We start from the raw sequence: 16,917 nt of genomic DNA on the forward strand, positions 1-16,917 counted from the left end.
AAGCCATAAGGGTAGTGGTTTGCTGTAGAATTAACCTAAAAGTGGAGCTGATGCGCAATAGGCAATCAGATTGGGTAGCTCACAATCGACTGGCTATTGTCTAATAGAATCATCTGGTCGCCCTTTAGCCCTGCATTGGGAAAAGCAGCGTAAGGCAAATGTCCAGAATCGAGCTTCACGTTAAGTGTTTTGTCAGTGGGTTTCAGAGGTGTTGCACCAGATGGATAAATTCCCTTTCCTTTTTCTGTAATCAGAAATGCCAGCGGGAAGAATGACAAGAGACTTAGCCTGGCGATGTGTCCCTGGTTTCTGCAAGCAAATATTTTTATGCTCATGTGTCTACGGTGCGGATAGAACCAAGTATAGAAATCATGAGTGTCATCAACAGCGGTATCATCCCCCATCACAAAATCTTGCAAAGAGGAAAAATAGGCGTCAGGTGCTGGTTCGCGTAAACATTCTTTTACAGTGGTTGCCGATAGGACATGTCCAACCATGGCGCGGCAAAATCTCATTCCATCAAACGGCATATGCACGTGATTGACCGGGCTGTTCGCCTTCAAAAAGTAGCTCTTGATCTTTTCTGATATGCCTTTGTAGACCTTGGCAATTTCTTGATCATTCGCACCGAGATGTGAGCTGTTGCAATGCTTGCAGATCGTTCTGAACTTGCTTCCGTTGGAAGACTTCAAGCCAATGACTGGCTCAGGATTGACGCCCATAACTTCGGTGAGGTGAGCCTGCTCAACTTTGGTGATCGTGATGCTGCCTTGGGGCGGGACATGATCCCAGCTCAGCGGCCCGAAGGTTCCGCAGATCAGGCAGTAACCTTCTCTGAGCTGCGTGTGAAGCCGACGCTCTGTGAGTCCTTTCGTGTAGTTCCCCATTCCACCATCCTTTGAGCGAAGACGACGTCTGGATTTTAACAGACTAGCCCCGTGCCGAGCTTGGTTGGGTAGGTACATTGAAGGTTCTTGGTCCTCCAAGCCAGTTTCTAAGGCTACTGAGGTTCGTCCTTGCGGGAGTAGCCTATTCGGGTGAGCAGGCTCTACGCGCCCGGCTTGCTCCCCCCAGAGGGATGTGTACGCAATCGCTTCTGATACAGCCAGTATTACGGTCAAAAATGGCACCTATAGTGTCGATGTTGATTTGCTATCACTATATGTAGTATTTTTTGTCCTTCTGATGAGCAATGGCTTTCGGCCAGTCGAACGATGACCCATCCTGAGGGACTTAGCATGCATATTGTTCGTTTTTTCCCCATCGGCAACGCCGATACCTGCCTGATTGAGCTTGCCAATGGCCGTCGAGTTCTCTTCGACTTCGCGGATATGCATAACCCAGATGACCCTGATGACAAGCGTTGCGACCTTGAAAAGGAGCTGCGCGATATTCTCGGGAATGACAAGGTCATCGACGTCGTTGCGTTCACCCATCTGGACCGAGACCATTGTCACCGCGCCAAGGAAATTTTCTGGCTGGAGCACGCTGAAAAGTATCAGGACGATGACCGGATCAAGATCAAGACGCTCTGGGTTCCTGCCCATGCTGTGCTGGAGAAAGGGGTAACAGGTCAAGCACGCATCCTTCGCGCTGAAGCACGGCATCGCTTCATCAACGGCGAAGGGGTACGGGTGTTTTCCCGTCCTGAAGAGTTGGATGACTTTCTCACCGAGCGCGATATCGATCCCGCTAAGCGCCGCAACCTGATCAGCGACGCTGGCACCCTGTGCCCGGAATTCAACCGAGAGCACGACGGGGTGGAGTTTTTCGTGCATTCGCCTTTCGGTAAGCGTGATGAAGATGATGTAGTACGCGTCCGGAATAACGACGCCCTTTTCATGCAGGCTACGTTTGAAGTGGATGGACAGCAAACGAAGATGGTTTTGTCGGCTGACGTGACTCATGAGGTCATCGACGATATCGTCGAGGTGACCAAGTATCACGGTCGTGAGTCTCGGCTCGAATGGGATATCAACAACATCCCTCACCATTGCAGCTACACCGCCCTGTCCGATGAGAAGGGTGACAAGAAGACCGAGCCTACGGAGACCTCCAAGTGGTTGTACGAAGAGGCTGGTCAGGCCGGTGGGCTGCTGGTCAGCACGTCCAAGATCATTCCAACTGATGATGAGGACAAGCAGCCTCCTCACCGGCAGGCAGCTGCATACTACAAGGACGTTGCCAACCAGTTGGGCGGCGAGTGGGTCGTCTCGATGGAGCACCCCACGAAAACTAAACCAGAGCCATTGGTTATCGAGATCAAGAGCACTGGCTACAAGATCCGGAAGCAGACTCCCAAGGTAGTCATCACCACTGCTGCACCGCGCGCGGGAATTTGATCATGGGTGAGGCGCTCGAAGCACCCCGATCTCGGTTGGCTCGCTCGGTTGTCCGGTATTTAGGTGAGTCTCCGAACTATCCCTATGCGACCTTAATCAGCGTCAGCCGAGACGACACATGCGATGTTCTGGACATTGAGCTTGAGATTGAGCTGGAGCAGCGCCGCAAAGTACCGATTCGACCGAGGGAGCCAGTCCGGCTTATTTTCATGTCAAGCAACGACGCTTGGCATCCGCGAGTGCTTTCGAGGCGTGAGGACTTCCCGGTTGGCATGGTCCACACCAACCTTGATCGTGAGGCGGGCGGGCTGGCTTTGTGTATTTGGGAGGAAGCGTGGTCGGATTTAGCGACCAGCCTCACTGGTCAGGCACTTATCGAGAGAATTCGTGCCTGGTTCTCCTCGATGGCCGGTGGCACTGTTCATGGTGACGATCAGTTCCTGGAGCCGCTGATCCTCTCAAGCTCACATACGCTAATCATCCCATCCGGTGAAATGCACGGCCCTTGGTACACCAGCTTGGCTTTTAAGCATAACGGGCTCATCACTCTTGGCATGTCTAAAGAGAAGCCTGAAAAAGAGGTCACCGGCCACAATTTCGCCATCTATACGCCTCAGCTACCTGGTCAACTGCACCGTGGTCTTGCTAGAACGCCCTACGACTTGGGCGCCCTACAGCGCCTATGCTTGGACTTTGGTTTCGATTTGGTCGAAGACTTGGTGCGGTGGTTGCTTTCGCCCGAGCAGTTGAGCGGTGCCCAAAATCGTCAACCCATGTTGATTATCACGGTGCCAAAACGTCGTGCGGCGGAGGGGCCAGATGAACAGCCGGAAGTATGGTGTTACACCCTCGGCCAAAGCCTGGCTGAGCTTGGTGAGCGGCTGGACGTCACGATTACTGAACAGAGGACTGGGCTGACCACAGCAAAGCTTTTTGGGAATGTCAGTAACGCAGATCTTCCATCGGTTCACATGGCCCCCTGGCGTGTCGTGCAACGATTGGATCGAGCCACAGCCCGCCATTTTGCGGGCACGGCCCACAAGGCAGATACCACTTTGCTCGCGATAGGCGCCGGTGCTATCGGGTCGAACGTGACCATGATGGCGACCCGGTCCGGCATAGGACCATGGGTGTTGGTCGACGGGGATATTACTCTGCCGCATAACACGGTTCGCCAGGTGCAGAGGAATGGCTCCGTAGGCCTTCCGAAAGCTTCGGTATTGGAGATCGAGCTTGACCATGTTTTTGAAGAAGGTGGGAATACAGCGATTCCCGCCAATGTCTTCGCTCCTGATGAGTATGCCGATGCGCTGGATGCTGCTGTAGGTAACTCCGAGATTGCTGTCGATTTCAGCGCGTCGCCTGCGGTATTGGGCTGGCTGTCTGATCAGCCAGTGAAGCGGGGAGCCAGTGCCTTCTTCGGACCCGATGGTTCCGACCTTGTTGTGCTTGCAGAGAATAAATCTCGCGCAGTCAGGGTTGATGAAATCGAGGCGCAGTACTTCTGGTCTGTGGCCACAGAGCCACAGTTGAACGGACATTTATCTGCTGCGCGGTTGGATAAAATCCGCTACGCCAATGCCTGTCAGGATCTGTCGCGTCCTCTTCCGCCATGGCAGCTTCAGACGCTTTGTGGCCTTGCTACCGGGCAGGTGGCACAGCTAATCGAGAGCGACGACGCATGCTTTAAGGTCTGGAGACTGGAACCCGAGACGGGGGCTGTCCAAGCAGTGGTTATCCCTGTGCAACAGGTACATCGCTACCAAGTAGGCTCTATGCGGGTATCTATTACGGACGACGTCGTCAGCACAATGCGGGAGCTTCGTCATAAAGCGGGCAGAAACGAAACAGGGGGTGTACTTGTAGGCACCTTTGACCTGGTTCGCAATGTGGCTCATATCGTCGCGGCGCTTCCAGCTCCTCCCGACAGCAAGCAAGCTCCGACTTATTTCATTCGTGGCAAGGAAGATCTCAAGCCACGGGTCGAAGCACTGGCGGCTGGCTCAGCGGGGCGTTTGCACTATATCGGAGAATGGCATAGCCACCCTGGAGCCGTGCCTGCCAGGCCCAGTGACGATGATGAAGGGGTATTTGCCCACCTCGCAACTCATTTGGGATCGGTAGGATCGCCGTACATCATGGCCATTTGCGGTGAGCGTGATTCCTGGCTTCGAGCTGGTTGGACCGAGCGTGGGGTGATGGAAGGAGTGGTAACGCATGGGTATGAATGAAGCTTTATCGGTCTCTCAGGTTCAGGATAGCGATAAGATCGCACTGGCCTTGTCGGGCGGTGGTTCCAGGGCCATGGCCTTCCATTTGGGCTGCCTGCGTGCGCTGCACGACCTGGGGGTGCTTCAGCAGGTCTCTACGATCACCGCAGTTTCGGGCGGAAGTGTGCTGGCGGGCCTTTATTGCAGCTACCCAGGTGACTTTGAGGCATTCGAGGCCAAGGCGCGGGAACTCCTTCGTGAAGGGTTCGCCAAGCCCGCTCTTCGAAGGGCGCTGACCTCCTTGGACGGCGTTAAAGCCGTGGCCTACCTAAGTGCGCTGGTAGCCGAGCGGTCGGTTGCGTTTCTTTGGCGTATCGGCCAGCGAATTTTGGGGAAGTGGACGCCCGGCGAGCACTGGCCGAACTCCGTTCCGTTCCTGCGCAAGGTCAGTCGGACGACCATCATGCGGAATGTGTTCAGCAAGACATTCAACGGTTCCTTGCTGAAAGACCTTCGGCAAGATCGGCCGCAGCTCATCGTGATCGCGTGCGAGCTTCGAGCAAAAGCGGCGTTTTACTATACCAGGGACCGGCTCCACTGCTGGCGATACGGTTCGGCCAGTACGGAAGGTGTTGAGCTTGCTGATGCTGTTGTGGCTTCAGCGGCCTATCCCGCATTTCTTCCAGCCCTCGATCAGCGCCTGGTCTTCACCAAGAGAGCTGAAGAGAAGGCGTACCGGATCACCCTCACTGATGGTGGCGTATACGACAATCTCGGTTTAGTAGCACTGTGGCCGGACCGAGATTTTCCGGAAAGCCTCCCTGTGCCAAAGCACGATTGGATCATCGCCTGTCGGGCTGGGTATAGCCTTGAAGTCACTGAGCCTGCTTCCATGTGGGGAGCGCGGATGGGGGCATCGTTCGAGAGTGTGTTCGCCAGGGCTCAAAATCTTGCAATGAAGCGTCTCTTTGATCTCAAAGAGCTGGGCAAGCTAAAGGGGTTCCTGCTGCCCTATCTCGGGCAAAATGACAGCACACTCAAATTCACCAACCGCGACATGGTGACCGCCGAGTCCACCGCAGGCTATGCAACAAATTTCAATGCGATGGACGAGGAGTGGATTGAGCGGCTGGTGAGGCGGGGTGAACAGATTGTCCATGCGCAGTTCAAAGAGCACTGGCAGTAGTTTGAGCCATCATCGCCTGTCAATGCTTGTTCTTAGCGCCCATCTCTTCTAAGGCGGGCAGTCTCATGTGCCCCAGCGGAAGACTACTAGGGGGTTGAATCAAACACCTCATGGGTGAGGTTGCGAGGAAGCACGTTGCGCATTCGCTAGCCAGAATTGAGGCATTGCTCAGTGGTTGAATACAACCCCAAAGACTTGGCGGAGGGGCATTGGCCGTAAGGGATTAAGCGTCAAGGTGCTCACGGGAGTAGGGATGACTCGTATTTTGCTTGATGGAATGAAGCTGGTAGCGGTAATCGCTCAAGACCTCGTAGCACCAGGTATGACGCCTGTGCTAGCGATTGAGCGTGCTTTGGAAGCACATCTGCGTGAGTGCTTTGCCGAGGCGTTTTCGAGCGCCATCATCAAGCCGCCCGTCGTGAAGTTTCACTCCATGTATTTTAAGCAGCGGTTTGCGACTATCCCGCAGTTGCTGCGTACGAGCTATGAGACCTGGTATCCGGAAATCACCGTTGCAACGAAACCTGAGGAGAGCTTCGATCAGGTAGATTTTATCTGTTCGAATATCGATTTGGTGCCCATCAATTACGGAGGCGGCGTTTCCAGGTTGTCTCAGCTCAAGAGAAAGGAGCTGAAACGCCAAGTGAACCATGTGATACGGATCAACCACATCCGGCTTGGATTGGAAGTGATCCGGGCGATTTCGGAAGCTCTTTCTGCGAAAAGCCCTATCCAGCCGTTGATTGCCAACTTTTCCCCGGATTCAGCCCCATGGTGGCATAGATCTGTGTCGTTCGACCACATGCTCACCGGCAAACGATTCCTTTGTGCGTGCTCGATGGAGTACCACAGAGCTGCATTGACCGATCCGAATTTTGATGGCCTCCCACAAGCGAGTTTGGATGCTTACTTCGCTGAATTTGAGTACAGGGACGGGTTGTGCCACCTGTGTGTGGCGCGGTCTGCACCCGAGGACGAAAGATACGGTGCAAGTGTTGAGACCAATTTCGACGCGTATATCGAACAGGTAAGGTTCGATCTTGGCGTGGACAGGAAGACAGCAAGGGCCGAGATCATGCACGTGCTAGGTCTCAGTCGGTGGCAGCGAGAGTCTGCGTTATACGGTATCGTCAGAAAGCTTTTCCCGGACGTGCGGGTGCTGCGCGAGGCGTCGCCTGAGTGGTTAGGGAGAATGCGTCTAGATATCTACCTGCCAGAATTGCGGCTGGCGATAGAGCATCAAGGGGAGCAGCATTACCGGCCTTTAACGGTGTTTGGTGGGGAAGAGGCGCACCTTCGTGTCGTGGCGCGTGACCAGTTGAAGCGACAATTGTGCATGGAGAACGGTGTTGAGGTGGTAGATTTCAGGTTCGATGCGCCGCTCACTACTGCATCAGTGGGAAGTAGGCTTCGAAGGTATCGGGAGTCAGGCAGATGAGCGGGCGCAGGGATGTAGAGGCCACCCTCGGGCCGAGTTTGAGTTCAGGATATAGGGGCTGGCTGCCACCTTACCCATTAAGCTCACGACGTCTCTTTTGCAGCGAAGCTGCGGGTAAAGTGAAAAAATTGGTCGTCCAGTTCACCTTGCAATCAGGTGTTTTTAGATCTTCAGGCGTCTGCACTACGCTGGCCTCCTCCGCGAAGCGGTCAGGTAGCTGTGTCTACCCGCTGTGTGCAAACGGCCCCAACTGACACCATTAACACGGAGTGATGAATATGACCACTGATATACTAGATAAACTCAAGCGGTTGATTTTTGATGGGTACGACCAACTAGATTCCCTTCAACATGCAAAAGATCTGGTCTCAAGCTTAGTGCCTAAGCGACTATTCAAGTTCAGAGGTGTTGGTAAGTATTCGCTCGAAAATTTTCAGGAAGATACGCTGTTTTGTGCAAAAGCTGATTCATTCAATGACCCTTTCGATTGCTCGCTAACATTACAGGGCCCGGATCCAAAGCTTCTAATAATACAGGCACTGAAGGTGCTAAGGATGAGCAACGAGGATCGTATTGTCCGTATAAAAGCAGCAGAGAACCCTTTTAGAGTGTTGGCCGAGATAGTCGAAGAGCTAGATTGCTCAATGCAGGAGGCTGATAAGAAGGCTTTCATTGCCAATATTACGAAGGTAGTTAATGAGCCTAGAGATCTGTTAAACTCAAAAATCAGAAAGTCATGCAATATCTGCTCCTTGAGCGAGCGTGTCGATTCTCTCCCAATGTGGGCTCATTATGGAGACGATCACAAGGGGTTTGCTATGGAATATGATATTTCTATACTGCCTCTAGATCATAAGGTTCGAGAGTCTCTGTGGCCTGTTATATATGGGGACAAGATGTACGATGTTACGCCTCAGATTTTTGGTCGGCCTGTAGAGCAATTTAGCCAGTTGTTCTTAATCGGCGGAGCCATACATAAAAGTTCCGACTGGCAGTACGAGAATGAGTGGAGGATTGTACTGCCTGTAGGTGCAGAAAATCCAGAGGAAAATATCTCAGTTCCAACTCCTGTTGCTATTTATCTTGGGGCTCAAATAAATGCTGAAGACGCAGAAGTGCTACAAGGTATAGCTCGCGAGAAAAATGTACCTATTTATCGTATGGAGCACTCGCGAAATAGTTTTAAGATGGAGCCAGTCGAGTTTGAATAATGTTGTTCTTTGTGGGACGTGACTTTTATGCCAGTTAGTCCTCAGGTCTAACTGGCATGGGTGAATTCCCATGCTCTGTCGATTGCAGCTTTAGGGCCGACACTAGACTATCGTGCCCCTTCAGGGGGGGCATACCCAATTTAATGACCTTCTAAGCGTAGAGATCCGCTGTGGGGGCACCGCCAATACTGCTTGACCAGTATCAGCTCTTTGTCGCACAACTTCTAAGTTGCGCGACCGCCCGCAACTTTTTTCGAAGCAGAGAGGTCGTCCTTGAACAGTTATCCATACGTAAGATTCGAGAAATACTGCGTCTCAAGTTTGAGGTCGGTCTATCTGCCCGCTAGGTCGCAGTCAGCTTGCAAGTTGGGCGAGCCTCCATCGGTGATTACCTCACTAGGGGAATACGCCATTTTCAATCTGTCCCACAAGCCTCAGAACAAATTCAGACTCGCAATGAGTGCTTAACATGTCCATAGGCTTGCGCCCTCCCAAGCCGAGCTGAGTGGTTTGCAGCCAGGTTTTTGCTGACAAAGGATTGTCTTCGAAAAGATCCATGGCGGAGAGGATGACGGTGGCGAGACGGAATACTGAGTCGCTTTCGCTGGTGTTGAAGCGCCCAGCCCTAGCCCTTCTGGCAAGCGTTGATTGCGTGATGGATACGGCCAGAGCAAGGGTTTTCGTGTCGATACCAATGACCAGGGAGAGCTGATGGAGCGTGCTGGTGGGAAAGCCTTGGTGCAGCTGAGTGACAAGCGCATTGCCTCCCGACGGGATGCCGAGGCGATCCCAGTGGGTTGATTCTGATAACGCTGGCTGAGGCCGGTATTGACGCATTTTTGCCTTTTGTACTTGAGCGTGGTCGCTTTACTTTAGCAGGCATGTTAGCGCTGATTGAATCTGCGAAATGCACAGCCGACTCGTTACGTTTGGAGTGCCAAAGGAGAAGATATATTGAAAAAGACACAACAGACCCGCGAGGCAATGGCGTCGCAGGCATGAGGGATATTATTTCTGAGGCAGCACACTAGCTCTCTCTTCTGAGCTTCACCCTCCCGAAGTAGCTGCTTGTCGCTCCGCGCTGATTTCCATGAGCTATTGCGAAACCGATTTCGAGCTGCTAGCTGCGCAGAGATTCGATCAGCTCTCGAACCTCCAGAGCAGGCCATATTCCGTCTTCACCGACAGGTGATAGCGCGAGCACTTCGCCAATTTTTTGATCGGCGATCCCTTCACGGCCTTTGGTTTTTGCGAGTTTATGGACCGCCTTTACCCATTTCTAAAAGCTCTTCTCGCAGATTTTTCCATCTTGGCCAGCGCCAGGTACCACGTCCCATAGCTCTCTGTTCGCTCTGGTGCTGCCCCTCAGGATTGCGGGGAGGGGCTCCTTGCACGTCCATCATGGTGGCGTCTCCGTGCGTGAGTTGGATCCATTCTAAAGTTCGTGTATAACCTACATATGGTGTCTTGTTTTGTGGTTTTAACTACATGTAGTGGGTTGGTTTTTTTTACGAAGGTATGGTCTAAGAGGGTCGATATGACGGACGACACCGAAAATCTGCGTACGTATCACGTACTTGCTCTGTCAGGCGGTGGTTACCGTGCCTTGTACACGGCGACCATTCTCAAGGAGTTTGAGCAGGTCCTCGGGCGACCTATCGCGTCCCATTTCGACCTTATCTGCGGTACCTCGGCCGGTGGGCTGCTTGCGCTTGGGCTTGCGAGTGAAATTCCCGCCAGCGAGCTGAAATCGTTGTTTGAAGACCAGGGGCAACAGATCTTCGGCACACGCGACTTCATGCGTAAGCGACTGGGTTTCTTCACTCGTGCGAAGCATTCAAACGCAGGCCTGCGCTCAGTGCTTGAGCAGCGGTTCGGTAAAACCACCATGGGGGAGTTGAAGCATCGGGTGCTTATACCTGCCGTCAACTACACCACGGGGCGTGGCCAGTTTTTCAAGACGCCCCATCACCCAACATTTGAACTCGATCATCGCATGAGTCTGGTAGACGTTGCGTTGGCTACATCGGCGGCCCCTGTGTATTTCCCATCTGTTCGAAATGATCGAGGAGTCTTTGTTGACGGGGGCTTGGTCGGAAATGCACCGGGGCTATTCGGGCTCCATGAAGTACGTACCTTCCTAGCCCCCAAACAAGATGTCCGCATACGTGTGCTTGCCATCGGAACGATGACGGTTGGTGCAACTGTGAGCGGCGGGAGGGATTTGGATCAAGGAATTATAGGGTGGGGAGGTAGCCTTTTTGATCTGGTGATATCCGCCCAAGAATCCTCCGTGGACTACATGCTCGCGCAGTCCCTGGGTGACTGCTATTTCAAAATTGATGACCAAGTAACGCCACAGCAAAGCGGTGATGTGAAGGCATTGGATGACGTGTCTGAAGCATCAACAAACACTCTCCGTGATCGTGGTACCGCTGCTGCTCAACGTGCGTTGGGTGATCGCCGGTTCCAGCCGTTCCGTGCCCATCAACCATCCTGTCCCACGTTCTTCCACGGTCCCAACAAAAACTCGGAGGATTTCTAAATGCTGAACCTATCACCGCTTTTCAACACCTCCGAGGATGAACCGAATTTGCTTCAGTCGCTGGATTTGACAGCGGCCCAACGGCTTCAAATTACTTCGGCGAAGAATGAGGTCCGTCAGTGTCTTCGTTCTGGAATTCCCCGGGTGCTTCGTGATCAAGGGTATGCAGGTGACATTCCTAAGCCACGCTTTTTCACTCAAGGATCTTGGGCATATAAGACGCTCAACAGCCCCGCTCATTTGCCGCCTCAGCAGTCTGACGTAGATGACGGTGCTTACCTGCCAATCAGTTTTTTGAAGGGCACCAAAAAGCCTAGCGTTGCCAGCTCCATTTTCTTCAAAGCAGCCGAAGAGGCATTACGGGGACTGGTTGAATCCAAGCGGGCCGAAGGATGGAAGCTGGTGACTGACAAACCTACCTGCATCCGTGTCGAGATATCCACCACTGCCCACATCGATATCCCGCTTTACTCCATACCTGATGACGAGTACGTAACACTTGAGAGAGCCGCAGCGAGATATGGCTTCGACAGCCTTATGGATGCTGTAAACGTACGGAGAGCCGACACCTGGACGATGCTTCCAACCAACGAGGTACTGTTGGCCCATCGCGAGGATGATTGGGTCACCTCTGATCCTAGGCCAGTCAAAGATTGGTTCGTGGATGAGGTGGAGGCAAAGGGTGAGCAGCTTCAGCGCGTGGTGCGCTACCTGAAGGCATTCCGCGATTGGCAATGGAAAACAGGTGGCCCGTCTTCCATCTTGTTGATGGCTGCCGCTGTCCCATTGTTCTCAAAAATGGATCGTAGAGAAGATCTCGCCCTTCTTGAAGTTTTGAAGGGGCTTCCCGCAGCTCTTCGAAACGGCGTAAGCAATCCGGTTGATGAGGAGGAGACGCTTAGCGGTCGTATGTCGGAAGATGCGCTTGAAGAAGCTGCCAAGAAATTTGAGATGTTCGAAAGTTATCTGAATGGCGCCCTGAACGCCTCTGATGAGGCAACGGCGTGCAACTGGATGATCAGTATGTTTGGACCTCGATTCCCTAATCATCCGAGCCGGATCAAACAAGTCACCGTTGCCGCAACCATTGCTGCGGTGCCTGCCCAAGCCGCTGCAAGCGAGCTGGTCGGTCGCACCAAGGCTGGTTAGTAGACATGGGGGCCGCACTACCTGATCTCATTCTGGAAATGCAATCCCGAGGTTTTAAACACCTCGGGAGAACTTCTGAACGATGGATTCGATTCGAGGGGCCTCTTAATACTTCTGAGGGAGTATTTCCATGCGATTTCACTGTCGATCCGAGCTTCTTTTCCCTGCCCGTTGTGAAGCTAAAAGAACTGCCCACCTCTTTGGGGCCAGTGACACCACATCTCGGGGCGAGCGGCTGGCTGTGCTACCTGGCTGCAAGCACAGTTGTGCTCGACATCTTCGATCCGATTGGCCAGACACTCAGGTGTCTGGCTGAGGCAGAACGTGTTCTGGGATGTGTGCTTAGGGGGGAAATGGTCGAGGACCTGGCAGAGGAGTTTCTTGTCCATTGGCACAGCCAGTTCTGCGTTTTTGATGTGCAGAAGTTGGAGCGAGGAGAGATACCTGCTTTTTGTGTGATCTCGCATACGGGTGTGCGGACACCGGTACTCACTGACGATTTGGAGCGAACGGTTACCAAAATCAACGCTCTCCATTTCCATCCCCAAAGACAGAGGATGTTGGCATACGTTGTCGGATCGGTCGCGCAACCTCGCCCGAGTCAAAATTCCTGGCCCCCAAAAACAGTCGCTGACATTCTCAACTGGCAACGCGAGCTTGATAAAGGTTGTGCCCGAAAGATCCAGCAGCGTATCGCTGAGGCGTATCGACACAAGTACACCGAAGCGGTCATTTTCATCAAGTCACCGCAGCTCAATTATGGCTTCCAGGTGCATTTTGATCAGTCCATCCTGGATGATGCGAAATTTGAGCGCACGCGAGGCACAGAAAGGCTCTATAGCTTCCGGGTGACGAGGCTGGCTGCCATTCGTATTGACGAGCACTACATTGCACAGCGAAGCATCCCATCCCTCAAGACGCTAGCCGGCTTAAAGATCGCTTTGGTGGGGTGTGGGACCATCGGCGGATACTTGGCTGACATGCTAGTGAAGGCTGGCGCAGGGACAGGTGGGGGCAAACTCACCCTTGTAGATTTCGATCTACTAATGCCACAAAACGTCGGCAGGCATCGTTTGGGCTTGCGGTACTCTTTTATCCATAAAGCCTTAGGCGTCAAAGTCATGCTTGAGAACGACGCCCCAGGAGTGTCTGTGCGCGCTCTTGAAGTGGATGTACGCGACGCGCATTTAGGGGATATCGATTTGCTGATCGATGCCACCGGAGAGGAGGCTTTAGGGCACTGGCTCGCCGCGAATTACATCCCATCGGCTCCGATGCTGTCGGTATGGGTTGAGGGTCCAGGAACCGCTGTCCGAGCTTTGCTAAAGACCCCAGGAGAGGGGGCCTGTTACAGGTGCCTATCCACGCACTCAAGAGCTGGCAAGTTCCCGACCGTCAAGGGAGGGGTACCACATGTTATGGCGGGTCACGGCTGCGAAGGTTTATACGTCCCGTTCCCCGCAACCGTATCAATTCAGGCCGCAGCGCTGGGAGCTGAAATGGTATTGGCGTGGGCCAACGGACAAACCATGTCTTCACTGCAAACCAAGATTACGGACTGCGCATTTACTTTGGCGACGGCTGATTGCGATCCACCCAGGATTGAGGGCTGTCCAGCATGCAGTTCTTAGCAGAGTGGTCAGCTAATCAAGGGCGTAATTTGATTTACATCCACCCTGCGGTTCTTGAGGTATTTCAGCATCACATTCAAGTGGGGCCATTAGACCTGGAAGGTGGTGGCCTCCTGCTTGGGTATGTCCGTGGATCACATCTCGAAATTGTCGAGGCCACAGTGCCCACCAGATTTGATAGACGGTTCAGGACGTTTTTCGAGCGGATGCGCGACCTGCACGAGCACATTGCACAGAAACGGTGGGCCGACAGCAGTGGCTTGGTTCGGTACATCGGTGAGTGGCATACGCACCCTCAAGATTATCCATCGCCGTCCGGAACCGATTTGACCGAATGGAGAAAACTGGCGGTTAAGCGCAAGGACAAGCGCCCCGTCCTTGGACTCATCGTAGGCCGCAGGACCCTGTATTTGGAAAGTGTGCCCAGCACCGGTGAAGGCACGGAGTTTTATCCCGTCGATGGTCAACGAGAGGTCCTTGACGCCGACCTCTCCTCTAGCGGGCTGACTCCGTAATAAAGGGGCATAGTGCCGCCGCGCAGTGCGCTCATGGTCTCAACAGAATCACCAGCAATGAGTAAGCAGTAGCTATGAAAATTACCGATGCGATCTTGAAGTACCGACTTTACTACGCTCTTGGCTACACCATGTGGATAGGGACAATCCTTCTCTATTTGGTGTCATTCCTGACGTTTGTATATTGGCAGGGGATTGAGCTTGGGAACACTCCAGGCATCGGTCCTCTGTTTCAAATAATGGGGCATTTCGCATACACGATTTATATAGCGACGTCCCCGTACACGAGCTTCATATGGAAGCACGCCCTAACCATCAATCAGGCAGATCCTTTTAGCTATGGAAATTTGTCGGTTCTTGGACTGATTGGTGTCGCGATGCTTGGTATTCAGACCATCAAGGTTGCCAAAGCGCTTCGCAGCCGAGTCAAGGCGGAACTGCGTCATATGGAGGAGGCGGGTTGGAGGTCATCGCATCAACAGGGCTTCGCTACCACGATCAACGCCGCTCAGATCGCTCAGGTCAACGTCTATAACCAGATGCTTCCAACAGACCCCAAGGGGGGCTGGAGCAATCGCCCTTGGGTGAAATTTGCCCTAGGGATCCTAGCCAGTTACCTCGTTGCAATTTTAGTGAAGTTAACCGGCATGGCCTAAAGATATCGACCGGTCCACAAAGCGGGATTACCACTCCTGCGAGTGGATCAGGAAAAAGTAGCATGCATACGAACAAACTGGAGGAAGTACATGAGCAACACTCAACCATCCATGAAAGCTGAGAGCGAGAAGGAATTTGAAGGAGTTTACGGCCATTGGGAATTACTCATTGCCTTCGTCATTCTAATGTTTGTAGCGATTTTGGATGTGCTGTATCTACAGCTATATCTGTTTGCTGATGAAAAAAATGTGAATATATTTTCCGCTGCAATGATTAATTCTCTTGGGCTTTTTCTCCTAGGCCTTCCGTACGCCAGTAAAAAAATAGAATCTGCTGAAAACTGGTTGTCTGACTTCATGGCGCTGCCAATGAACGACACACCAGTTACATTTCCAGTCGTTTCGGGTTTTTTGGGTGAGCAGGCGCTCGGAGGTTTTTTGGGAAGTGTCGCGATATTGTCCACACGGCAAGCCTTTAATTTTTTTGGTGCTGCATTTGCGGGTTTTTTTTGCTTTTCTATAATCGTTATTTCAATAATTGTTACTACGTTGTCACTTCTCAGATTTGTGGTATTTTTTGCTAGATTTAGCTGGAAAACTTATGGCTTCGTGTCGGTTCTCTCCTTTTTAGTAATGCTCAGCTTTTATTGGGCTGGTATAAAGTCCGTATCTTAAGAGTCTCAAAAAATTGCTGGTGAATGCAGTGAAGCACTGTGCAAGTCTAAGCATAATCTCGCGAATATTTGTTCAATGAAGCGTTTAAGGCGGGAGGGCTACGGGGTAGCGTTGTGCACATCTCTGATGGAGGGGAGCGGTTCAGGGGGGGGGCATACTTCGCATTGCTAGTGGTAGTAGAGTTGTGTTTTCAGGTGTTTAGCGTGATGTTGCAAGGCGCAGAACAAAACTCAATGTAGTGGAGGTCGTATGGGAGATGGTGTGTGGGTTTTTCTTACAATGATTCTGTCAGCCATATGTTCAGTAGCTTTTGTTAGTTGGCGGTTTGGAGTCGGACGGCTGGGCCAAGAGAGGCTAAAGTCAATTTTTCAGCTTGACGTTCGCAAGGGGCTAATTCATCAAGGTTTGCTGTGGTTGTCGATAATTACCCCGGTTACGCTTGCGATAAGTCTTGGTATGTGGGTCTGGCCAACCTATGGATTCGATTTGTCTGCGGAAGGCTTTAAGAAATTTATAGAAATAAGCGTATTGCCATTAGCGATGATGTCGGTTTCATTGCCGCTTTCCGGTCTTGTTTCTAAGTTTCATTCAACGCAGCAAACAGCTAAGCAAATAGAAGTTGTCAGTTATAAAAATAATTTGGATTCGTTCTACGCTCACAGAAAAGAGCTTATAGCTTATTTCTCCACGTTGGGTGAGGTTGAGTATTTGAAGGTCATAGTTTTCAAAAACTCGGTTCATCCAGTATTGCATAAAAGATTTTTCAATGGTAATCCTGAGGAAGGGATTCCGCAGGTTAATACGAAATCATTTGCGGCTGTAGAGCGCTCTATACTAAGTTGCTCGAAATTTCTTATGAGCACTTTAAATCACTCTGGTGGTCTGTCGCTGATTGACTGCTATTTGAATGCGTGCAACGATATATTCATAGCCGCTGATTGGCTTGCTATTGGGGAGATTTCGAACTGCTTGAAGTCCAAGGGGGTGTTGGTAAAAACCAGTACTGATAAGGGGGCATCATTCGGCTTTGCGACCGTTGGTACTACTACAAGAGAAGTGTTGGCTGCAATTAGATACGTGAGGGGGTATTACGATAATCTATGCGATTATGCGGGTGTGGAAAGAATGAAGATCCCAGATGAATATGATTCCGTATTTTACGGAGGGCAAAATCTTTTGGATAAAGAGCTTGTGATTGAGGGATTGCACAAAAATGAAATACTAAATTTGGTGAGTGTTGGGCAGGCCCGGTATGCTGAGGATCATGAAAGAGTAAGTGGTGTGGATTGATTTTATACTTCTCAATTGGAATCTCAAAGGAGTGCTGGAGGTCGCAGTGTACTCTAGTGCTAGACTTTA

The 16,917-nt window shown here is 51.9% G+C and carries 14 protein-coding genes; 12 read left to right on the forward strand and 2 right to left on the reverse strand.

Going from position 1 to position 16,917, the window contains the following annotated elements; genetic code table 11:
- Positions 1 to 65: 65 nt before the first annotated feature.
- Entirely contained in the window at positions 66 to 887 is an 822-nt protein-coding gene (locus tag AC07O1_RS25275) for a metal-binding protein (RefSeq protein WP_495090544.1), read from the reverse strand.
- 351 nt (positions 888 to 1,238) lie between these two features.
- On the opposite strand from AC07O1_RS25275, the gene mblB reads away from it, so the two are divergent.
- The 5 genes from mblB (at position 1,239) to AC07O1_RS25300 (ending at position 8,387) form a co-directional block, all read left to right on the forward strand.
- Entirely contained in the window at positions 1,239 to 2,342 is a 1,104-nt protein-coding gene (gene mblB, locus AC07O1_RS25280; RefSeq protein WP_495090545.1) for an anti-phage 6A-MBL system MBL-fold protein, read from the forward strand.
- Positions 2,343 to 2,344: 2 nt separating this feature from the next.
- A complete protein-coding gene (cap2-3, locus tag AC07O1_RS25285; RefSeq protein ID WP_495090546.1) occupies positions 2,345 to 4,573 on the forward strand; it encodes an anti-phage 6A-MBL system cap2_3 protein in 2,229 nt (742 codons plus the stop codon).
- Entirely contained in the window at positions 4,560 to 5,738 is a 1,179-nt protein-coding gene (locus AC07O1_RS25290) for a patatin-like phospholipase family protein (protein WP_495090547.1), read from the forward strand. Before cap2-3 ends, AC07O1_RS25290 begins: the two co-directional genes overlap by 14 nt.
- Before the next feature lie 253 nt (positions 5,739 to 5,991).
- Positions 5,992 to 7,176: a hypothetical protein gene (locus AC07O1_RS25295; protein ID WP_495090548.1), complete on the forward strand. Its 1,185-nt coding sequence runs from the start codon at positions 5,992 to 5,994 to the stop codon at positions 7,174 to 7,176.
- Positions 7,177 to 7,454: 278 nt separating this feature from the next.
- Positions 7,455 to 8,387, forward strand: a complete 933-nt coding sequence (locus tag AC07O1_RS25300) for a DUF2971 domain-containing protein (RefSeq protein WP_495090549.1) — start codon at positions 7,455 to 7,457, stop codon at positions 8,385 to 8,387.
- A 396-nt stretch (positions 8,388 to 8,783) separates the two neighbouring features.
- On the opposite strand, the gene AC07O1_RS25305 is transcribed toward AC07O1_RS25300, so the two are convergent.
- Positions 8,784 to 9,224 (reverse strand): Xre family toxin-antitoxin system antitoxin, encoded by a 441-nt coding sequence (locus tag AC07O1_RS25305; RefSeq protein ID WP_495090550.1) that lies wholly within the window; start codon positions 9,222 to 9,224, stop codon positions 8,784 to 8,786.
- A gap of 700 nt (positions 9,225 to 9,924) precedes the next feature.
- Between AC07O1_RS25305 and AC07O1_RS25310 the strand changes: the two genes are divergently transcribed.
- The 7 genes from AC07O1_RS25310 to AC07O1_RS25340 all read left to right on the forward strand — a co-directional run bounded on the left by AC07O1_RS25310 (position 9,925) and on the right by AC07O1_RS25340 (position 16,848).
- Positions 9,925 to 10,932, forward strand: a complete 1,008-nt coding sequence (locus AC07O1_RS25310; protein WP_495090551.1) for a CBASS cGAMP-activated phospholipase — start codon at positions 9,925 to 9,927, stop codon at positions 10,930 to 10,932.
- The gene (locus AC07O1_RS25315; RefSeq protein WP_495090552.1) at positions 10,933 to 12,081 is read left to right on the forward strand and encodes a CBASS cGAMP synthase; all 1,149 of its coding nucleotides are present in this window, start codon (positions 10,933 to 10,935) and stop codon (positions 12,079 to 12,081) included.
- Positions 12,082 to 12,086: 5 nt separating this feature from the next.
- Complete coding sequence (locus AC07O1_RS25320; protein ID WP_495090553.1) at positions 12,087 to 13,712, forward strand: ThiF family adenylyltransferase; 1,626 nt, start codon at positions 12,087 to 12,089, stop codon at positions 13,710 to 13,712.
- Entirely contained in the window at positions 13,700 to 14,227 is a 528-nt protein-coding gene (locus tag AC07O1_RS25325; RefSeq protein ID WP_495090554.1) for a Mov34/MPN/PAD-1 family protein, read from the forward strand. The genes AC07O1_RS25320 and AC07O1_RS25325 overlap by 13 nt, the downstream gene beginning before the upstream one ends.
- Positions 14,228 to 14,301: 74 nt before the next feature.
- On the forward strand, positions 14,302 to 14,883 hold the full coding sequence (locus tag AC07O1_RS25330) for a hypothetical protein (RefSeq protein WP_495090555.1): 582 nt from the start codon (positions 14,302 to 14,304) through the stop codon (positions 14,881 to 14,883).
- Between the two features lie 90 nt (positions 14,884 to 14,973).
- Positions 14,974 to 15,558: a hypothetical protein gene (locus AC07O1_RS25335; RefSeq protein ID WP_495090556.1), complete on the forward strand. Its 585-nt coding sequence runs from the start codon at positions 14,974 to 14,976 to the stop codon at positions 15,556 to 15,558.
- Between the two features lie 249 nt (positions 15,559 to 15,807).
- Entirely contained in the window at positions 15,808 to 16,848 is a 1,041-nt protein-coding gene (locus tag AC07O1_RS25340) for a hypothetical protein (RefSeq protein ID WP_495090557.1), read from the forward strand.
- Positions 16,849 to 16,917 lie beyond the last annotated feature (69 nt).

This window comes from Pseudomonas sp. GW821-FHT07G10, from assembly GCF_059418545.1.

Excerpts from the sequence above, each read along its gene's own strand:
- AC07O1_RS25275 (WP_495090544.1), bottom strand. The coding sequence starts at position 887 with ATGGGGAACTACACGAAAGGACTCACAGAGCGTCGGCTTCACACGCAG.
- mblB (WP_495090545.1), top strand. The coding sequence starts at position 1,239 with ATGCATATTGTTCGTTTTTTCCCCATCGGCAACGCCGATACCTGCCTG.
- cap2-3 (WP_495090546.1), top strand. The coding sequence starts at position 2,345 with ATGGGTGAGGCGCTCGAAGCACCCCGATCTCGGTTGGCTCGCTCGGTT.
- AC07O1_RS25290 (WP_495090547.1), top strand. The coding sequence starts at position 4,560 with ATGGGTATGAATGAAGCTTTATCGGTCTCTCAGGTTCAGGATAGCGAT.
- AC07O1_RS25295 (WP_495090548.1), top strand. The coding sequence starts at position 5,992 with ATGACTCGTATTTTGCTTGATGGAATGAAGCTGGTAGCGGTAATCGCT.
- AC07O1_RS25300 (WP_495090549.1), top strand. The coding sequence starts at position 7,455 with ATGACCACTGATATACTAGATAAACTCAAGCGGTTGATTTTTGATGGG.
- AC07O1_RS25305 (WP_495090550.1), bottom strand. The coding sequence starts at position 9,224 with ATGCGTCAATACCGGCCTCAGCCAGCGTTATCAGAATCAACCCACTGG.
- AC07O1_RS25310 (WP_495090551.1), top strand. The coding sequence starts at position 9,925 with ATGACGGACGACACCGAAAATCTGCGTACGTATCACGTACTTGCTCTG.
- AC07O1_RS25315 (WP_495090552.1), top strand. The coding sequence starts at position 10,933 with ATGCTGAACCTATCACCGCTTTTCAACACCTCCGAGGATGAACCGAAT.
- AC07O1_RS25320 (WP_495090553.1), top strand. The coding sequence starts at position 12,087 with ATGGGGGCCGCACTACCTGATCTCATTCTGGAAATGCAATCCCGAGGT.
- AC07O1_RS25325 (WP_495090554.1), top strand. The coding sequence starts at position 13,700 with ATGCAGTTCTTAGCAGAGTGGTCAGCTAATCAAGGGCGTAATTTGATT.
- AC07O1_RS25330 (WP_495090555.1), top strand. The coding sequence starts at position 14,302 with ATGAAAATTACCGATGCGATCTTGAAGTACCGACTTTACTACGCTCTT.
- AC07O1_RS25335 (WP_495090556.1), top strand. The coding sequence starts at position 14,974 with ATGAGCAACACTCAACCATCCATGAAAGCTGAGAGCGAGAAGGAATTT.
- AC07O1_RS25340 (WP_495090557.1), top strand. The coding sequence starts at position 15,808 with ATGGGAGATGGTGTGTGGGTTTTTCTTACAATGATTCTGTCAGCCATA.